We start from the raw sequence: 16454 nt of genomic DNA, 5'->3' as shown, positions 1-16454 counted from the left end.
GATGCCGTTTATCGTCGCTATCGACGGACCGGCTGCCTCGGGCAAGGGAACCCTTGCCCGGCGCATCGCCATTCACTACGGCATGCCGCATCTGGATACGGGACTGACCTATCGCGCCGTCGCCAAAGCGCTTCTCGACAAGGGCCTGCCGCTCGACGACGAGGCGGTGGCGGCTGAGGCAGCACGCGATCTCGACCTGCGCGAGATGGACAAGGCCGTCCTTTCCGCCCACACCATCGGCGAGGCGGCCTCCAAGGTCGCCGTCATGCCGAAGGTCAGGAGGGCGCTCGTCGAAGCGCAGCGCAATTTCGCCAATGCCCTGCCCTCAAGCGTGCTGGACGGGCGCGATATCGGCACCGTCGTCTGTCCCGATGCAGCCATAAAGCTCTTTGTCACGGCCTCGCCGGAAGTGCGCGCCGAGCGCCGCTATGAAGAGATCGTGGCGCGCGGCGAGAAGGCCGACCTTGGAGAAATCCTTGCCGATCTCAAGAAGCGCGACGAGCGCGACACGAACCGCATCGATTCTCCTTTGAAGCCTGCGGAAGACGCGCACTTGCTTGATACGAGCGAAATGAGTATAGAAGCGGCATTTCTGGCCGCAAAAAAGCTGATCGATCACGCTTTGGCGCAGCATCGGGGATGATATCCGGCAAGTTTTCGTGCTTCCGGGCGTCATTGTGCCCTGAAAAGCTGGATTATCCCGAGTTCGGACCTATATAGGCTGCACTCATACTGAAAAGCCTGACTTCGCGTTCCACGCGCCGGTTGTCTGCAAAGACGGGGCCGAGGTCGGGCATAACGCAACACTAACCCCCGGCGCTGCATCCGATGAATTTTCCGGATGCACCAGGAGTATTCATGTCAGAATTCAATCCAACCCTCGCAGACTTCGAGTCGCTGCTGGCGGAATCCTTTGCCACGAACGACCTTGCTGAAGGTTATGTCGTCAAGGGCCGCATTGTGGCCATTGAAAAGGACATGGCGATCATCGACGCCGGTCTGAAGGTCGAAGGCCGCGTGCCGCTGAAGGAATTCGGCGCGAAGGGCAAAGACGGCACGCTGAAGCCGGGCGACGAAGTTGAAGTCTACGTCGAGCGCATCGAAAACGCGCTGGGCGAAGCTGTTCTGTCGCGCGAAAAAGCACGCCGTGAAGAAAGCTGGGTCAAGCTCGAGCAGAAGTTCGCCAATGGCGAGCGCGTCGACGGCGTGATCTTCAATCAGGTCAAGGGTGGTTTCACCGTCGACCTCGACGGCGCTGTTGCCTTCCTGCCGCGTTCGCAGGTCGACATCCGTCCTATCCGCGACGTCACCCCGCTCATGCACGTCCCGCAACCGTTCGAAATCCTCAAGATGGACAAGCGTCGCGGCAACATCGTTGTCTCGCGCCGTACCGTTCTTGAAGAAAGCCGTGCGGAACAGCGTTCGGAAATCGTCCAGAACCTAGAAGAAGGTCAGGTCGTTGAAGGCGTCGTCAAGAACATCACCGACTACGGTGCGTTCGTCGACCTCGGCGGCATCGACGGTCTGCTGCACGTCACCGACATGGCATGGCGCCGCGTCAACCATCCGTCGGAAATCCTCACCATCGGCCAGACGGTCAAGGTGCAGATCATCCGCATCAACCAGGAAACCCATCGTATCTCGCTCGGCATGAAGCAGCTCGAGAACGATCCTTGGGATGGCATCGGCGCGAAGTACCCGATCGGCAAAAAGATCACCGGCACCGTCACGAACATCACCGACTACGGTGCGTTCGTCGAAATCGAGCCGGGCATCGAAGGCCTCATCCACGTTTCCGAAATGTCGTGGACCAAGAAGAATGTCCATCCGGGCAAGATTCTCTCCACCACGCAGGAAGTCGAAGTCGTTGTGCTCGAAGTTGATCCGGTCAAGCGCCGTATCTCGCTCGGCCTCAAGCAGACCCTCGACAATCCGTGGACGACCTTTGCCCAGAAGTACCCTGTCGGCACCGTTGTTGAAGGCGAAGTCAAGAACAAGACCGAATTCGGCCTGTTCATCGGCCTCGACGGCGACGTTGACGGCATGGTTCACCTCTCCGACCTCGACTGGAACCGTCCGGGCGAACAGGTCATCGAAGAGTACAACAAGGGTGAAGTCGTCAAGGCTGTCGTTCTCGATGTTGACGTCGAGAAGGAACGCATCTCGCTCGGCATCAAGCAGCTTTCCGGCGACAAGGTCGGTGAAGCAGCAGCTTCGGGCGAACTGCGCAAGAACGCCGTTGTGACCTGCGAAGTGACCGCCGTTACCGACGGTGGCCTCGAAGTCCGTCTCGTCGACCACGATCTGGAAAGCTTCATCAAGCGTTCGGATCTGTCGCGTGACCGCGACGAACAGCGTCCGGAACGCTTCACGGTCGGTCAGAAGGTTGACGCCCGCGTCATCGCCTTCGACAAGAAGACCCGCAAGCTGCAGGTCTCGATCAAGGCGCTCGAAATCGCCGAAGAAAAGGAAGCTGTCGCTCAGTACGGTTCGTCCGACTCCGGCGCTTCGCTCGGCGACATTCTCGGCGCAGCCCTGAAGAAGCAGGAAAAGAACTAATCTTTTCCGGTTTCGACCGAATAATGGAAAAGCCCGGCTCTCGCCGGGCTTTTTCTTTTTCAAGAATGCGCGCGGCGAACCTGCCTTGAAGGCATTTCCATGATCGCCACAGGCGCAATCAACCGTCGCCTTCGGGTGGCGGTTTTAGTTAGATAAAAATTGCACACGCGGGATTGGACATGCGCCTATTTCGGAATAGGCCCATAATACAGCCGTCTTTCAATGGAGATGGCTTATGAAGAGCTTCGTAATAGATGCGATGACGAGCTTTGCCACTTGGTATATTTCCAATTGTATGCCGCCACATTATTACGAAAATGGCTCCTATACGGACGAAGAGCTTCTAGCCATAACCCATGCAGCCTATTTTTGTTATTGATTCTGGAGCGCATCTCCAACGGATTTGCGCTCTATCTCTTTGTTTTGACGCGCATCTTTTCCGAAAACCGCTTCACACTTTTCGGGACGCGCTCTAAACGATGTGATGAATCAGAATGTTAAAGCCCGGCTCTCGCCGGGCCTTTTCTTTTGCCGCTGCTCACAATATCCCGAGCAGGGCTCATCACGGGGATCATTCAGGCATCCGGCGGCGCCTGCGTTTCCACTTTCTCCAGGATTTCCTCGCGCTGTTCCGCCGTCAGATGATCGAGAAAGAGCACGCCGTTCATGTGGTCTATCTCGTGCTGGAAGCAGGTGGCCAGGATGCCGTCGGCATCCAGCCTGTGCCTTTCACCCTCAAGATCGCTATAGGCGATCGTCACCCGTGCGGGACGCGAGACGGAACCCCTGTAGGGTCCGACAGACAGGCAACCCTCATCGTAGCTGCTTTTCTCTTCGGAGGCGGCGATGATCTCGGGATTGATGGCGACGATGGGTTTGCGCTCGCCGTTGCGATATTCGACATCGATCGCGGTCATGCGCAGGAGCCTTCCAACCTGCACGGCGGCAATGCCCACGCCGGACGTTTCATACATCGTTTCGAGCATATCACCCGCAAGCTGACGGATTTTATCATCAACGGTTTCGACAGGCCGGGACACTTGCCGCAAAAGCGGGTCGGGGATCATGGTAAGGGGTAGCAGGGCCATGGGAATCTCTCACTGGTTGGCTACCGCATCGCACCATGTTCCAAAAACCGCCACAACCGCAATTTTTGCGGAGTTCATTGGTGCCTGCGCCCATGGCCTTCAGGCGATGTTCAGCATATGAATCAGCCCAAGGCTGATGAGGCCCAGCACAAGCAGCGAGAGAATGGCCGTCAGCGTCACGCGGCCCCCGGCGGCCGCGACAGAACGTACATCCACGCCCAGCCCGAGGGCCGCCATTGAAATGATCGTCAGCAAGGTGGAAGCATATTGAATGCCGGGCAAAAGCGCTTCCGGTATCAGGTGCATGGAATGCAGCGCCATCATGCCCAGAAAGCCGATGATGAACCATGGCACCAGCTGGAAAAAGCCCGGCTTGGCATTCGCATCCTTGTTTCCGGCAAGAAGCGCCAGAGCGAGAATGACCGGCCCCAGCATGAGCACGCGCACGAGCTTTACCAAGGTGCCGAGCTGCACGCTGATCGTGGCGACCGGCGCGGTAGCCGCCAGAACCTGCGGCACCGCATAAACGGTCAGCCCCGCCAGAACGCCATATTGCGTGTGCGACAGGCCCAGGAGCGGCACCAGCAGCGGCAGGGTCAGCACCACGATCACACCGAGGATCGCCGTAAATGCGATGGAGGCGGCCACGTCCTCGCTTTCCGCCCCGATGACCGGCGCAGTGGCGGCAATTGCCGAATTGCCGCAGATGGAATTGCCGCAGGCGACCAGCGCCGCCATTCGATGCGGCAGCTTCAACAGGCGGCCGATCCCGTAGCTGAGCGTGATGGCCACCGCAACCACGCCCGCAATGCCGAAAATGAGTCCCGAGCCCGCAGCAACGACCGCGCTTGCGCTGATCGAAGCGCCGAGAAGCACAACGGCGATTTCCAGAAGAAGCTTGGCGGAAAAGCCTATTCCCTTGTTGAACTGTGGGCCGGGCCGCAGGAACGTCCGCACGACCGTGCCGAGCAGGATGGCGATAACCAGCGCTTCCAGCCAGGCCCGCCCTGCATAATGTTCCTCGACTCTTTCCAGCCCGAGCGCTGCTGCCGCAACCGCTATGCTCAGACCAAGCCCTGGGAGGACGTTGTGGATTTTGGAGTAGGTCATTTTCGGCATTTCGTATGAAAAGGGAAATATTTTCCCATCAGATGCCCGATTTTCCCTGTTCATTCCATTTCATTATATGTCATATTTCATTCGATAAAATCGAATGATTATTGCTATGACACTGGAACAACTGCGAATTTTCATCGAAGTGGCCGAGCGCGAGCACCTCACCCGTGCTTCCGAAGCCTTGCACCTGACCCCTTCGGCGGTCAGTTCCGCGATCCGCACATTGGAGGAACGCTACGGCGCGACGCTTTTCAACCGTATCGGGCGGCGGATAGAACTGACGGGTGACGGGCGCATGTTTCTGGACGAGGCGCGCGCGACACTTGCCCGCGCGCGTTCCGCCGAGCGCATGCTGTCGGAACTCGGTGGCGGCAAGCGCGGCATTCTCGCCATCCACGCCAGCCAGACTATTGCCAGCTATTGGCTTCCGTCCTTTCTGGCACGGTTTCATGCCGCCTATCCCTCGATCGATGTGCGGCTGACGCTAGGAAACACCGAAAGCGTTACCGAAGCCACAGAGGAAGGCGCTGCCGATATCGGCCTTGTCGAAGGTGCGGTGCAGGCTCCGTCGCTATCGATCACCAGGGTTGCAAGCGATCAGCTTATTCTGGTGGCGCGGCCCGATCATGAATGGGCCGGGGGCGGAAAACTGACCTGGGACCGGCTTTTCAAGGAGAAGTGGATCTTGCGCGAGCAGGGATCAGGAACGCGCAGCGTTTTCGAGGATGCCATGCGCGCATCCGGCTACAATCCGGCGCGGCTGCATGTGGCGCTGGAACTGCCCTCGAACGAAGCCATCTGTTCGGCGGTGCGGTCCGGCGACTATGTGACAGCCATATCGGAGCTTGTCGCTGCCCCGCATCTTGCTGCCGGAACGCTGGTGAAGGCGGACTTCGCTCTGCCCCAGCGCCAGTTTCTCATGCTGCAGCACAACGACCGCTACAGGACGAAAGCTCTTCAGTCTTTCGCCAATTTGCTAAGCGACGGAGATCAGCGAATCTGACGCAACAATTCCGGTTGCGGGAAGCAAGTCGACGCAATGCCGTTCTTTGCCTGCCACAGGCCGATGGAGCGGCGGGTCTTGAAACCGGGAAGGCCGTCGGGCTTGCCGACATCATAGCCCAGCGCCTGCATGCGCTTCTGCATCGCGCCGATGTCGGAGCGATACATCGTGCCGACATTGCCCCATGCGCGGCTGAAATCACCCGCACCATAGGCGATGCGATCACCGACATGGCCGATGAAAAGCGCATAGAGATCGCTCATATTATAGTCCTTGAGCACGTAGAAATTCGGGCTCACGATGAATGCCGGGCCAAAGCGGCCGGCAGGCATGAGCAGAAAACCCTCGCCTTTCATTTCATTGGCCGGGAAAGCCTTGCCGTTGGCGCGCGTGATGCCGAGCTTCGCCCATTCGGCAATCGTCTTGCCCTGATCGGGGCCTTCCAGCGAGCAGGACACGTCTTGCGGAACATTGACCTCAAAGCCCCAGTCGCGTCCCTTCTGCCAGCCATGCAGTTTCAGATAATTGGCGATGGAGGCGAGCGTGTCGGGCACGGAATTCCAGATGTCGCGCTTGCCGTCGCCGTCGAAATCGACGGCGTGCTTGAGATAGGAAGTCGGCATGAATTGCGGCTGGCCGAGCGCGCCCGCCCATGAGCTTTTCATGGCGTTTTCGTCGATATAGCCCTTGGAAGCGATTTCGAGCGCGGCGATCAGTTCCTTGCGGAACATCTCCTTGCGCGTCGCCATAAAGGCCTTGGTGCCGAGAACCTCATAGGCGTTATAGGGAATCTTGACCGTGCCGAAGCCGGATTCACGGCCCCACACGGCGAGCAGGATCGGGCCGGGGACGCCATATTTCTGTTCGATGCGCTTCAACAGCCCGGCATATTGGCCATAGCGCGCCTGTCCGCCGCTTGTGACGGTGCTCATCGTCTTGGCATTGAAATATTTGCCCGGAGCTCCGAATTCAGCCTGCTTCTGCTCTTTCGGCGTCGAGGGCTTTTCGCCGGGGATGACGAGATCTGGCAGCTTCCAGTTGATCGAGACACCGGCGAAAGCCTGATCGAACACGGCGCGGGACACACCTGCCGCCTTGGCCTCGGGCCATAAATCCTTTTCAAGCCAGTTGCGATACTGGCTTTCGACCTGTGCTTTCGAGGGCGCGGCGATGGCGGGAGAAATGGCAAGACTGGCTACCAGTCCGAGAGCAATCTTCAGGCTACGCTTCCAATGTCCCGCTGCCATGCATTTCTCCCGAAATTAAAGCGTTGTACGTGCCCGCAAGGCGGCAGCAAGCGTGCCTTCATCCAGATAATCGAGTTCGCCGCCGACCGGAACGCCATGCGCAAGCCGTGTGACGCGCACATCGAAGCCCGACAGCTGGTCGGTGATGTAATGCGCGGTGGTCTGGCCTTCGACGGTGGCGTTGACCGCGAGAATCACTTCCTTGATGTTGCCGCTGGCAACGCGCTCCACCAGTCCCTTGATATTGAGATCGTCCGGGCCGATGCCGTCGAGCGGCGACAGGCGGCCGCCGAGAACGTGATAGCGCACATTCATCGTACCGGCGCGCTCCAGCGCCCAGAGATCGGAAACGTCCTCCACCACGATGAGGGTGGCCGGATCGCGGCGCTCATCGGTGCAGATCGTGCACGGATCGCTTGTGTCGACATTGCCGCAGCACGAACAGATGCGCACTTTTTCAGCGGCCTCCTGCATGGCGCCGCCAAGCGGCACCAGAAGGGCTTCCTTCTTCTTGATAAGATGCAGTGCCGCACGACGGGCCGAACGCGGCCCAAGCCCCGGCACGCGGGCCAGAAGCTGGATGAGACGTTCGATTTCGGGACCGGCTATTCGTTTGGACATCTTTTAAGGCAATAAGGCAGTAGGGCAGTAAGGCAATAGGGAAAGCAGAGGCAGCAGCGTTTAGGGCAAAAAAACATACTGCCCTAATGCCTTACTGCCCTAATCCCCTAGAACGGCAGCTTAAACCCCGGAGGGATCGGCAGGCCGGCGGTGAGCGACTGGGTCTTTTCGGCCATGGCGGCTTCAAGCTTCGCCTTGGCGTCGTTATGCGCCGCGATGATCAGGTCTTCGAGGATTTCCACCTCGTCTTCCTTCATCAGCGAGGGGTCGATCTTCAGCGCCGACAGGGTGCCCTTGCCGGAAAGCGTAATCGTCACCAAGCCGCCGCCGGAAGACGCCGAGGCTTCCAGATTGGCGATTTCGTCCTGCATGGCCTTCATCTTGGCCTGCAATTCCTTCGCCTGCTTCATCATGCCCATCATGTCACGCATGGGTTCACTCCATCATTCCGTATATCAATCGTCTTCAGACGGTGCGCCGGGTATATCCACCGCGGCATCGAGGTCTATATCCTCGTCGTCATTCTGTTCCGGCACGGCAATGCGCACATCGGTGATCTTCGCACCCGGAAAGGCCGCGAGAATGGCGGCAACATCGGGATCGGCGCGGGCGTCCGTCACCAGATTATCGCGGCGTTCGGTTTCCGCCTCTGAAATGGTCTGCCCCGCCACGTCGCGCGCGACGGTGACGATCCAGCGAATGCCGGTCCAGTTGAGGAGGCGTTGCGAAATGTCGCTCGGCAGCGACTTCGGCGCATCGTCGGTCAGGCCGATTTCGAGACGTCCCGGCGCAATTGCCGCCAAACGCACGCAACTCTTGACCAGAATCTTGAACTGCATGTCGCGATGCTTGTCGGCGAGCGCGACAACATCGTGCAGGCTGTTGACCGGAACGGAAGGCTGCGGCGCAGGCTCGATGAATTGCTGCGGCGCGACTGATGGCTGAACCGGCTGAGGCGGTGTTTCCACAATACGCATGGCCGTCGCCGGACCGCCGGAAGCGGGAGCCATCGAAGAGGAGCCAACCGCGTCAGTAGCAAAGCGCGCTTCAGGCTGACCGCCACCATTCGGACGGGGACTGCCCGGCTGCGGGCGCGGCGCTGCAACCGAGCCATTGTCGAGACTGCGGATCGCTTCGTCCAAGGTCGGCAGATCGGCTGCATGGGCAAGCCGGATCAAGAGCATTTCTGCGGCCTGAACCGGCCTCGTCGCCGTATCGACCTCCGCAATGCCCTTGAGCAGCATCTGCCAGGTGCGCGACAGCACGCGGACGGAAAGTTTTTGTGCGAACTCACGGCCGCGCACGCGCTCATCTTCCGACAATGACACGTCTTCCGCCACATCCGGGGTGAAACGCAAACGCGTCACCAGATGGTTGAAATCGGCAAGATCGGTCATCACGACCGAGGGATCGGCGCCGACATCATATTGCGCGCGAAACTCTGTCAGTGCGCCAGCCACATCGCCGCGCATCAGCATTTCGAACAGGTCGATGATGCGGGCGCGGTCGGCAAGCCCCAGCATGGAGCGCACGGCTTCCGCCGTGACGGTGCCCGCGCCATGCGCAATGGCCTGATCGAAGATCGACAGCGAATCGCGTGCCGAGCCTTCGCCTGCGCGGGCGATCATGGCGAGCGACGCGTCGTCCACCGCGATCTGTTCGGCTTCCGCGATGCGGCGCAGATGTGCGGCAAGCGTGCCCGATTCGATGCGGCGCAGGTCGAAGCGCTGGCAGCGCGACAGAACCGTGATCGGAACTTTTCGGATTTCCGTGGTGGCGAAGATGAATTTGACGTGCGGCGGCGGCTCTTCCAGCGTCTTCAACAGACCGTTGAAGGCGGCAGTGGAAAGCATGTGCACTTCGTCGATGATATAGACCTTGTAGCGCGCCGAAACCGGGCGATAGCGAACCTGCTCGATGATCTCGCGAATATCGTCGATGCCCGTGTGCGAGGCGGCGTCCATCTCGATCACGTCGACATGTCGGCCTTCCATGATCGCCTGACAGTTTTCGCCCTGCACGGAGAGGTCGATGGTCGGCTGGTCGATCGTATCGGTCTTGTAATTGAGCGCGCGCGCCAGAATGCGGGCCGTCGTGGTCTTGCCGACCCCGCGCACGCCGGTCAGCATCCACGCCTGCGCGATGCGGCCCGTCTCGAAAGCATTCTTGAGCGTGCGAACCATCGGCTCCTGGCCGACAAGATCGTTGAAATTCTGGGGGCGATATTTGCGGGCGAGAACGCGATAGGCGCCATCAGCGGATTTTGTGTCCATGAGCTGCCCTTCCGTTCTCCATTCGCTTCTTTCTCAGCCGCCAGTTTGGACCGGACGCATGAGCGGCGTCAACCAAAGAGGCTGTCCATCAACAGTCGTCGGCGCGGTGAGAAGGGGTGGGAGGCTGGCACGATGACCCGTGCCGTGGCTCGTTAGGGCTGCTTCCTTCCGGACCTGACCCGGTTGGCGAGTGGCTCGTCCACCACCAACCTCCCGGTCTGCATATCGTCAATTGTGAAGCAAAAAGCAAGAAGGGCGTCGCGCAAAAAGCAAGCGCCGGGCGAAAAAAACTGATAAGTGTCTGAAGCAAAAGGCGACAGGCTGCGGCGAAAAGGGTGATTTCGAGAACCGGAGCGCAGCGTACATTAAGGTATGTGAGCACCGGGAGCCTCGCATAATCCTGAAAAGTTGCAGATTTTTCGGGATTATGCGGATGCAAACGCAAATTGCCATTTGCAGCCCAGCGTGGCGCTTTTGGATCAGACACGTAGAATCGGCGCATGAAACATGTTCGAACTCGATAAACGGCTCAATGCCGACACTTTTTCTGTCGCCAAGCTCGGCCTGTGCGAGCTTCGGCTGATGAATGACCGGCGCTGGCCATGGCTGATCCTGGTGCCGCGCCGCCCCGATCTCACCGAAATTCACGACATGACGCCGCTGGACCAGACCATGCTGACCTTCGAGACCGGCATCGTCGCGCAGGCGCTCAAGTCGGCGACGGGCTGCGAAAAAATCAATACCGGCGCGCTCGGCAATATCGTGCGGCAGCTGCACCTGCATGTGATCGCCCGCAATGAAGGCGATGCAGGCTGGCCCGGTCCCGTCTGGGGTTTTGGCACCCGCGAGACCTATGACGACAAAGCCGCCGAAAAACTCATCGCCGACATTCGCGCAGCGCTTTAGTTTGTTTTCGCGCGCATCTTTTCCGAAAACCGTTTCACACTTTTCGGGGTGCGCTTTGATCCTCCCACAATTCCGAGACCATTATGGCTTTCCGTCTTTATGACCTGCCGGAAATCGAACCAAGCCGATCTGTCGGATTTTCCGGCAACCGGATCGACCGCCAATCCGAAAAGCGGCAAGATGATTCGGCCTTCACGGCGCTGGAACTTCCCGAAACGCGAATCATGCTGCTGGGCGGCAACAGGCTGCTTCTCGACTATGCCGATGAGAAAGCGCCGCGCGCCCTGTTCCGTCTCGGCGAAGCGAAGGAATTTGCGGCTGAGCTTCATGAGCCCATCCTGCTCGGCCTTCAGGACGGCATGCCCATCGTGGCGCTGACAACCCCGCTCGACCCGGAGACGATGGAAGCGCCGTTCCGGCTGCAGGACTATCGCAGCATCTATACGGAGGGGCTGGTGTCCGCCGACCTGCTCGGCGCGCTGGCGCAAGCCGCCGCACTCACCGCATGGCACGCCAATCACCGTTTCTGCGGACGCTGCGGCACGAAGACAGAAATGCGCGCGGGTGGCGCCAAACGGCAATGCCCCAACTGCGGCGCGGAACATTTTCCACGCACCGATCCGGTGGCAATCATGCTGCCGGTGCGCGGCGAAAAATGCATTCTGGCGCGCGGGCCGCATTTCGCGCCGGGCTCCTATTCCTGTCTTGCGGGCTTTATCGAGCATGGAGAAACGATCGAGGCAGCCGTGCGCCGCGAAAGCGTCGAGGAAATGGGGCTCGCCATCGGCCGCGTCGCCTATCATGCGAGCCAGCCCTGGCCATTTCCCTATTCGCTGATGATCGGCTGCCATGCCGAGGTTTTGAGCGATGATTTCACCATCGACCGCTCGGAGCTGGAAGACGGACGCTGGTTCTCGAAGGCCGAAGTGCGCACCATGCTGGAAGGCACGCATGAAAATGGGTTGCGGGTGCCGCCATCCGGCGCCATCGCAACCCATCTCATAAAGGCATGGGCCTATGATGCAGGGTGATTACGGTGCTTATTCTGCGGCGAGCAGCTGCGTGCCGCGAATATCGCTGCCCTGATAGACGCCGAGGATGCGCACTTCCTTGGTGAAGAAGCGCAATTCTTCCAGCGCGAGCTGCAGATTGTGATCTTCGGGGTGTCCTTCCACATCGGCATAGAACTGCGTGGCAATGAAACGCCCGCCGATCTGATAGCTTTCGAGCTTGGTCATGTTGATGCCATTGGTGGCAAAACCGCCCAGCGCCTTGTAGAGCGCAGCCGGGACGTTGCGCACGCGGAAGACAAAAGTCGTCACGATGCGCTCGCCGTTTTCGGGACGCGGCGCCCATTGCTTGTTCTTGGATAGAACCACGAAGCGGGTCACATTGTCTTCCGAATCCTCGACATTTTCTTCCAGAATTTCGAGCCCGTAGAGATCGGCGGCAAGGCGTGGCGCCAATGCCGCCATTGAACGGTCCTTCATATCGGCGACGAGACGCGCGGCCCCTGCCGTATCGCCCGCGATGACGCCTTTCCAGCCATTCTGGCGAATGACGTTGCGGCACTGGCCAAGCGCATGGACGTGGCTGTGAACGGTCTTGATTTCCTCGCGCTTGACGCCCGGGAGCACCATGAGCTGGAAATGGATCGGCAGGAAATATTCGCCGACGATATGCATGTCGGCGAGCGGCAGCAGATAGTGAATATCGGCGACGCGTCCGGCCAGCGTGTTCTCGATGGGGATCATCGCAAGGTCGGCAGCACCGGTTTCAACCGCGTTGAAGGCATCCTCGAAAGTCGGGCACGGCAAAGGCTCCATGTCGGGAAACATGTTGCGGCACGCCGTATCGGAGTTTGCGCCCGCTTCACCCTGGAAGGAAATCCTGTTGGTCTTCATCGTGTCCATGCTTTCTCAATTGCCGCTTAACGGCGGTCGTCAGATACCCTTTGCGACAAGAAGGCGCGCTCGGTCAAGGTCGGCCTGCGTGTCGACGCCAAGCGGCACCGTCTTCACCAGTTCAACATCGATGCGCATTCCGGCTTCGAGAGCCCGCAATTGTTCCAGTTTCTCCCGCTTTTCCAAAGGCGACGGCCCGAGCTTCACAAAGCGTTCGAGTGCCGGGCGCCGATAGGCGTAAAGGCCGATATGATGATAGAGCGGACCTTCGCCATAGGGCGCGGTTGCGCGGGTGAAATAGAGCGCGCGCAGGCGGCTGCTGCCGGCAAGCGGCGAGCCCACGATCTTCACCACGCTCGGATTGGTCTTTTCCGATTCTTCCTCGATTTCGACGCCGAGCGTCGCAATGTCGGCTGGTCCGTCTTCCAGCGGCAGAAGCGCGCGGCGAATGATATCCGGATCGATGGTCGGCAGGTCGCCCTGAACATTGACCACCGCATCGACCTCGCCCGCGGGATCGACTTTCAAAAGCGCCTCATAGATGCGGTCGGAACCGGATTCGTGATCCTCGCGCGTCATGATGGCTTCGTGGCCATGCGCGGTCACGACCGAAAAAATCTCTTCGCTGTCGGTTGCAACCACCGTCCGGCCCAGCTTCGCAGCCGCCGCGCGATCGGCCACATGGACAATCATCGGCTTGCCGCAAATATCGGCGAGCGGCTTGTTCGGCAGGCGCGTGGAGGCCATCCGTGCGGGAATCAGCGTGAGGGTCTTTAAGGTCTGCAGCATGATCGCCTCTTGAGAACTATAAGGGGGCGAACGCCTTGTAACGCGCTTCGCCGGTACTGGAAATGCATCAAAAGTGTCAAAAAGTCACGGGTCCGGTCACCCTTATAGGTGTTGCATCGCCCTGGCAAAAGACCTAGTTTCCGCCCGATGCCGGGGAGAGAATTGCGACCTTTTTTAAAGGCTTGCATGCCGGCTAGGAGAGCGTTCTCGGGGAGAGCGTTTTGGTAGAGGGAGCGCTGACCGGCGATGAATTCAACCCGGACTAACAAGTTTATCATGGCTTTTCTGGCAACGGTGTTCGTTGTCATGACAACGGGCATCCTGTCCGATTCGCTGTTTCACTCGCCTGCGCCTGAAAAGCCGGGCTTTGCCATCGAAGCGGCGGAAGCCTCCACCGGTGAAGGGGGAGCTGCACCGGCCAAGGAAGAAGTTTCGATTGCGACCTTGCTGCAGTCTGCCGATCCGGCACGCGGTGAAACCGTCTTCAAGCGTTGCGCTGCATGCCATACCGGTGAAAAGGGTGGCGCCAACAAGGTGGGTCCGCATCTTTGGGATGTCGTGAACCGTCCGGCTGCCTCCGTTGAAGGTTTCGGCTATTCGGCTGCGATGAAGGAATTCGGCGCTGCGGGCAACAAGTGGGACTTTGAACATCTCAACAAGTTCCTGACCTCGCCGAAGGGCTTCATCAAAGGCACGGCCATGGGCTTTGCCGGCGACAAGAAGGACAATGAACGCGCCGATCTGATCGCTTATCTGCGCACGCTGTCCGACAATCCGGCTCCGCTGCCGGCCGCTGATGCCGCACCTGCCGCTGGCGGCGACGCCAAGCCGGCCGAAGGCGAAAAGCCCGCTGAAGGCAGCGCACCGGCAGGCACCCCGGCAGGCGGCGAGCAGAAACCTGCGGAACCGGCGCCCGCCAATTAAGCCGGCAACACAGAGATACGATCAAAGCCCGGTTCGCCGGGCTTTTTTCTTGCCCGCATCAAATTTATTGCCCGCATGCCTTTCTTCCTCCGCAAAATCCCATAAGACTTCTCCTAATAAATTCGAAGCAGAAACGGAGAGGCTGGATGAGAGCTTTTTGGGCGGGTGCGTTCGCGGTGGCCATGCTTGCGAGCACGGTTTCTATGGTTCGCGCAAATGACGCGGAACCCCAATGGCGCTATTCCTCCAGCCTCATCGGCGAGCCCAAATATCCAGCCGATTTCAAGCATTACGACTATGTGAACCCCGATGCGCCCAAGGGCGGCACGCTGAACATGGTGGCCGTCGGCACTTTCGACAGCCTCAATCCGTTCGTGGTGCAAGGGGTTCCCGCCGCGGGCCTCTCCGACTTCGGCGGCGGCATGCTTTACGATACGCTGATGACGGATTCGCAGGATCAGGGATCAACGCAATATCCGCTGATTGCCGAAGCGCTTCAATATCCCGACGATTTTTCCTGGGTGAAGTTCAGGCTCAATCCGAACGCCAAATGGCATGACGGCCAGCCGATCACGGTCGATGACGTGATCTGGTCGTTCGATGTGTTGAAGAAGCAGTCGCCGCTCTACAACAAATATTATGGCGACGTGGAAAAGGCGGAAAAGACCGGCGAACATGAGGTGAAATTCACCTTCAGCCAAAAGGGCAACCGCGAACTGCCGCAGATCATGGGACAGCTTGCCGTTCTGCCCAAGCACTGGTGGGAGGGCAAGGACGCGCAGGGCAAGCAGCGCGACATCACCCGCCCGACACTGGAAGTTCCGCTCGGCTCCGCCGCCTACAAGATCGAGAGCATGACGCCCGGACGCTCCATCACCTGGGGGCGCGTCGACGACTATTGGGGTAAGGATTTGGCCGTCAACGTAGGGCGCAATAATTTCGACCGTCTGCGTTACGAATATTATTTCAATGAGGATGCGACCTGGGAAGCCTTCAAGAAGGGCGGCCAATATGATTACCGCAACGAGAACCGCGCGCAGCGCTGGGCCGAGCAGTATAATTTCCCGGCCGTGCAACGCGGCGACGTCGTGAAGGCTTCGTTTCCCTACCATGCCGTCGGACGCATGCAGGGCTATTTCCTGAACAACCGCCGCGACAAGTTCAAGGACCCGAAGGTGCGTCAGGCGCTGACCTATGCCTTCGACTTCGAATCGATGAACCGGCTGCTGTTCTTCAACCAGTACAAGCGCATCAACAGCTATTTCGCGGGCAATGAACTGGAGCTGAGCGGTCCGCCGACGCCAGCAGAACAGGCCATTCTCGAAACCGTGAAGGATTCGCTTCCCGCCGATGCGCTGACCAAGGAATTCAAGCTGCCGGTCTATGATACGCCGCAGGCAACGCGCGAAAACCTGCGCACCGCGCTGAAACTCTTCTCGGAAGCAGGCTGGACATTGCAGGGGAACAAGCTCGTCGACGCCAAGGGCAATCCATTCACCATCGAGTTTCTCGGCAAGGACCCGACCGACGAGCGCATCTACAACCCCTTCGCCGCAAGCCTGCGCAAGATCGGCATCAACGCCACCGTGCGTATCGTCGATACGGCGCAATATCAGGCCCGCGTCAACGACTTCGACTATGACGTGATTACCTCCGTCATCCCGCAGACGGCCTCGCCCGGCAATGAACAACGCGACATGTGGGGCTCTAAGGCCGCCGACTACAAGGGCAGCCGCAACTATGCCGGTATCCAGAACCCGGCCATCGACAAGCTGATAGACCGTATCATCTATGCCAAGGATCGCGATGAACTCGTCGCCTCGACCCATGCGCTCGACCGGGCTCTTCTGTGGAACTATTACATCATTCCGCAGTGGTATTCGGACAAGATCAACGTGGCCTACTGGAACAAGTTCGGAATGCCTGAAAAGCAGCCCGATTATGTTGGGTTTGACCCGTTCTCCTGGTGGATAGACCCTGCGAAGGAAGCCAAGCTCAAGACCGGCAGTGAATGAGGGCCGAGC

General features: G+C 59.3%; 15 protein-coding genes and 1 other RNA gene. 7 read left to right on the top strand and 9 right to left on the bottom strand.

Going from position 1 to position 16454, the window contains the following annotated elements; all coding sequences use genetic code 11:
- The first annotated feature begins 1 nt into the window (after position 1).
- Together cmk and rpsA are read left to right on the top strand one after the other, a co-directional pair.
- The gene (gene cmk, locus J9800_RS19590) at positions 2–643 is read left to right on the top strand and encodes a (d)CMP kinase (protein ID WP_114214642.1); all 642 of its coding nucleotides are present in this window, start codon (positions 2–4) and stop codon (positions 641–643) included.
- Between the two features lie 215 nt (positions 644–858).
- Positions 859–2559 carry a 30S ribosomal protein S1 gene (gene rpsA, locus J9800_RS19585; RefSeq protein WP_112588570.1) on the top strand — a complete coding sequence of 567 codons (1701 nt, stop codon included), beginning with the start codon at positions 859–861 and terminating at the stop codon, positions 2557–2559.
- A 575-nt stretch (positions 2560–3134) separates the two neighbouring features.
- Here rpsA and def read toward each other — a convergent pair.
- Positions 3135–3647 carry a peptide deformylase gene (def, locus tag J9800_RS19580; protein WP_114214380.1) on the bottom strand — a complete coding sequence of 171 codons (513 nt, stop codon included), beginning with the start codon at positions 3645–3647 and terminating at the stop codon, positions 3135–3137.
- Positions 3648–3746: 99 nt separating this feature from the next.
- Positions 3747–4766 (bottom strand): YeiH family protein, encoded by a 1020-nt coding sequence (locus tag J9800_RS19575; RefSeq protein ID WP_205315873.1) that lies wholly within the window; start codon positions 4764–4766, stop codon positions 3747–3749.
- A gap of 106 nt (positions 4767–4872) precedes the next feature.
- On the opposite strand from J9800_RS19575, the gene J9800_RS19570 reads away from it, so the two are divergent.
- A complete protein-coding gene (locus J9800_RS19570) occupies positions 4873–5766 on the top strand; it encodes a LysR family transcriptional regulator (protein WP_114214643.1) in 894 nt (297 codons plus the stop codon).
- On the opposite strand, the gene J9800_RS19565 is transcribed toward J9800_RS19570, so the two are convergent.
- From J9800_RS19565 to ffs, 5 genes are all read right to left on the bottom strand, one after another.
- Positions 5754–7013 (bottom strand): lytic murein transglycosylase, encoded by a 1260-nt coding sequence (locus J9800_RS19565; RefSeq protein WP_114214381.1) that lies wholly within the window; start codon positions 7011–7013, stop codon positions 5754–5756. The genes J9800_RS19570 and J9800_RS19565 overlap by 13 nt on opposite strands.
- Before the next feature lie 15 nt (positions 7014–7028).
- Positions 7029–7634, bottom strand: a complete 606-nt coding sequence (gene recR, locus J9800_RS19560; protein WP_114214382.1) for a recombination mediator RecR — start codon at positions 7632–7634, stop codon at positions 7029–7031.
- Between the two features lie 107 nt (positions 7635–7741).
- Complete coding sequence (locus tag J9800_RS19555; protein WP_112588560.1) at positions 7742–8065, bottom strand: YbaB/EbfC family nucleoid-associated protein; 324 nt, start codon at positions 8063–8065, stop codon at positions 7742–7744.
- Between the two features lie 24 nt (positions 8066–8089).
- Positions 8090–9907 (bottom strand): DNA polymerase III subunit gamma/tau, encoded by a 1818-nt coding sequence (locus J9800_RS19550; RefSeq protein ID WP_114214383.1) that lies wholly within the window; start codon positions 9905–9907, stop codon positions 8090–8092.
- Positions 9908–10023: 116 nt separating this feature from the next.
- An RNA gene (gene ffs / locus J9800_RS19545) (signal recognition particle sRNA small type) lies at positions 10024–10121 on the bottom strand.
- 293 nt (positions 10122–10414) lie between these two features.
- Here ffs and J9800_RS19540 point away from each other — a divergent pair.
- Positions 10415–10813 (top strand): HIT domain-containing protein, encoded by a 399-nt coding sequence (locus J9800_RS19540; protein ID WP_114214384.1) that lies wholly within the window; start codon positions 10415–10417, stop codon positions 10811–10813.
- 83 nt (positions 10814–10896) lie between these two features.
- A complete protein-coding gene (nudC, locus tag J9800_RS19535) occupies positions 10897–11844 on the top strand; it encodes an NAD(+) diphosphatase (RefSeq protein ID WP_114214385.1) in 948 nt (315 codons plus the stop codon).
- A 9-nt stretch (positions 11845–11853) separates the two neighbouring features.
- Here nudC and J9800_RS19530 read toward each other — a convergent pair whose 3' ends face one another.
- Positions 11854–12717: a prephenate dehydratase gene (locus tag J9800_RS19530; protein ID WP_112588638.1), complete on the bottom strand. Its 864-nt coding sequence runs from the start codon at positions 12715–12717 to the stop codon at positions 11854–11856.
- Between the two features lie 39 nt (positions 12718–12756).
- The gene (locus tag J9800_RS19525) at positions 12757–13506 is read right to left on the bottom strand and encodes a 3-deoxy-manno-octulosonate cytidylyltransferase (RefSeq protein WP_114214386.1); all 750 of its coding nucleotides are present in this window, start codon (positions 13504–13506) and stop codon (positions 12757–12759) included.
- Between the two features lie 246 nt (positions 13507–13752).
- On the opposite strand from J9800_RS19525, the gene J9800_RS19520 reads away from it, so the two are divergent.
- The gene (locus J9800_RS19520) at positions 13753–14430 is read left to right on the top strand and encodes a c-type cytochrome (protein WP_114214387.1); all 678 of its coding nucleotides are present in this window, start codon (positions 13753–13755) and stop codon (positions 14428–14430) included.
- Positions 14431–14576: 146 nt separating this feature from the next.
- Complete coding sequence (locus J9800_RS19515) at positions 14577–16445, top strand: extracellular solute-binding protein (RefSeq protein WP_114214388.1); 1869 nt, start codon at positions 14577–14579, stop codon at positions 16443–16445.
- Positions 16446–16454 lie beyond the last annotated feature (9 nt).

Origin of the sequence: Ochrobactrum sp. AP1BH01-1 (assembly GCF_018066705.1) — a bacterium.
GTDB lineage: Bacteria > Pseudomonadota > Alphaproteobacteria > Rhizobiales > Rhizobiaceae > Brucella.
This window is presented reverse-complemented; position numbering and strand designations above follow the sequence as displayed.

What these genes read in the sequence shown, in the direction of transcription:
- J9800_RS19530 (WP_112588638.1), bottom strand. Translation starts at nt 12,717, where the DNA reads ATGAAGACCAACAGGATTTCCTTCCAGGGTGAAGCGGGCGCAAACTCC.
- recR (WP_114214382.1), bottom strand. Translation starts at nt 7,634, where the DNA reads ATGTCCAAACGAATAGCCGGTCCCGAAATCGAACGTCTCATCCAGCTT.
- J9800_RS19555 (WP_112588560.1), bottom strand. Translation starts at nt 8,065, where the DNA reads ATGCGTGACATGATGGGCATGATGAAGCAGGCGAAGGAATTGCAGGCC.
- J9800_RS19540 (WP_114214384.1), top strand. Translation starts at nt 10,415, where the DNA reads ATGTTCGAACTCGATAAACGGCTCAATGCCGACACTTTTTCTGTCGCC.
- J9800_RS19550 (WP_114214383.1), bottom strand. Translation starts at nt 9,907, where the DNA reads ATGGACACAAAATCCGCTGATGGCGCCTATCGCGTTCTCGCCCGCAAA.
- J9800_RS19520 (WP_114214387.1), top strand. Translation starts at nt 13,753, where the DNA reads ATGAATTCAACCCGGACTAACAAGTTTATCATGGCTTTTCTGGCAACG.
- rpsA (WP_112588570.1), top strand. Translation starts at nt 859, where the DNA reads ATGTCAGAATTCAATCCAACCCTCGCAGACTTCGAGTCGCTGCTGGCG.
- J9800_RS19570 (WP_114214643.1), top strand. Translation starts at nt 4,873, where the DNA reads ATGACACTGGAACAACTGCGAATTTTCATCGAAGTGGCCGAGCGCGAG.
- J9800_RS19515 (WP_114214388.1), top strand. Translation starts at nt 14,577, where the DNA reads ATGAGAGCTTTTTGGGCGGGTGCGTTCGCGGTGGCCATGCTTGCGAGC.
- J9800_RS19575 (WP_205315873.1), bottom strand. Translation starts at nt 4,766, where the DNA reads ATGCCGAAAATGACCTACTCCAAAATCCACAACGTCCTCCCAGGGCTT.
- J9800_RS19525 (WP_114214386.1), bottom strand. Translation starts at nt 13,506, where the DNA reads ATGCTGCAGACCTTAAAGACCCTCACGCTGATTCCCGCACGGATGGCC.
- nudC (WP_114214385.1), top strand. Translation starts at nt 10,897, where the DNA reads ATGGCTTTCCGTCTTTATGACCTGCCGGAAATCGAACCAAGCCGATCT.
- cmk (WP_114214642.1), top strand. Translation starts at nt 2, where the DNA reads ATGCCGTTTATCGTCGCTATCGACGGACCGGCTGCCTCGGGCAAGGGA.
- def (WP_114214380.1), bottom strand. Translation starts at nt 3,647, where the DNA reads ATGGCCCTGCTACCCCTTACCATGATCCCCGACCCGCTTTTGCGGCAA.
- J9800_RS19565 (WP_114214381.1), bottom strand. Translation starts at nt 7,013, where the DNA reads ATGGCAGCGGGACATTGGAAGCGTAGCCTGAAGATTGCTCTCGGACTG.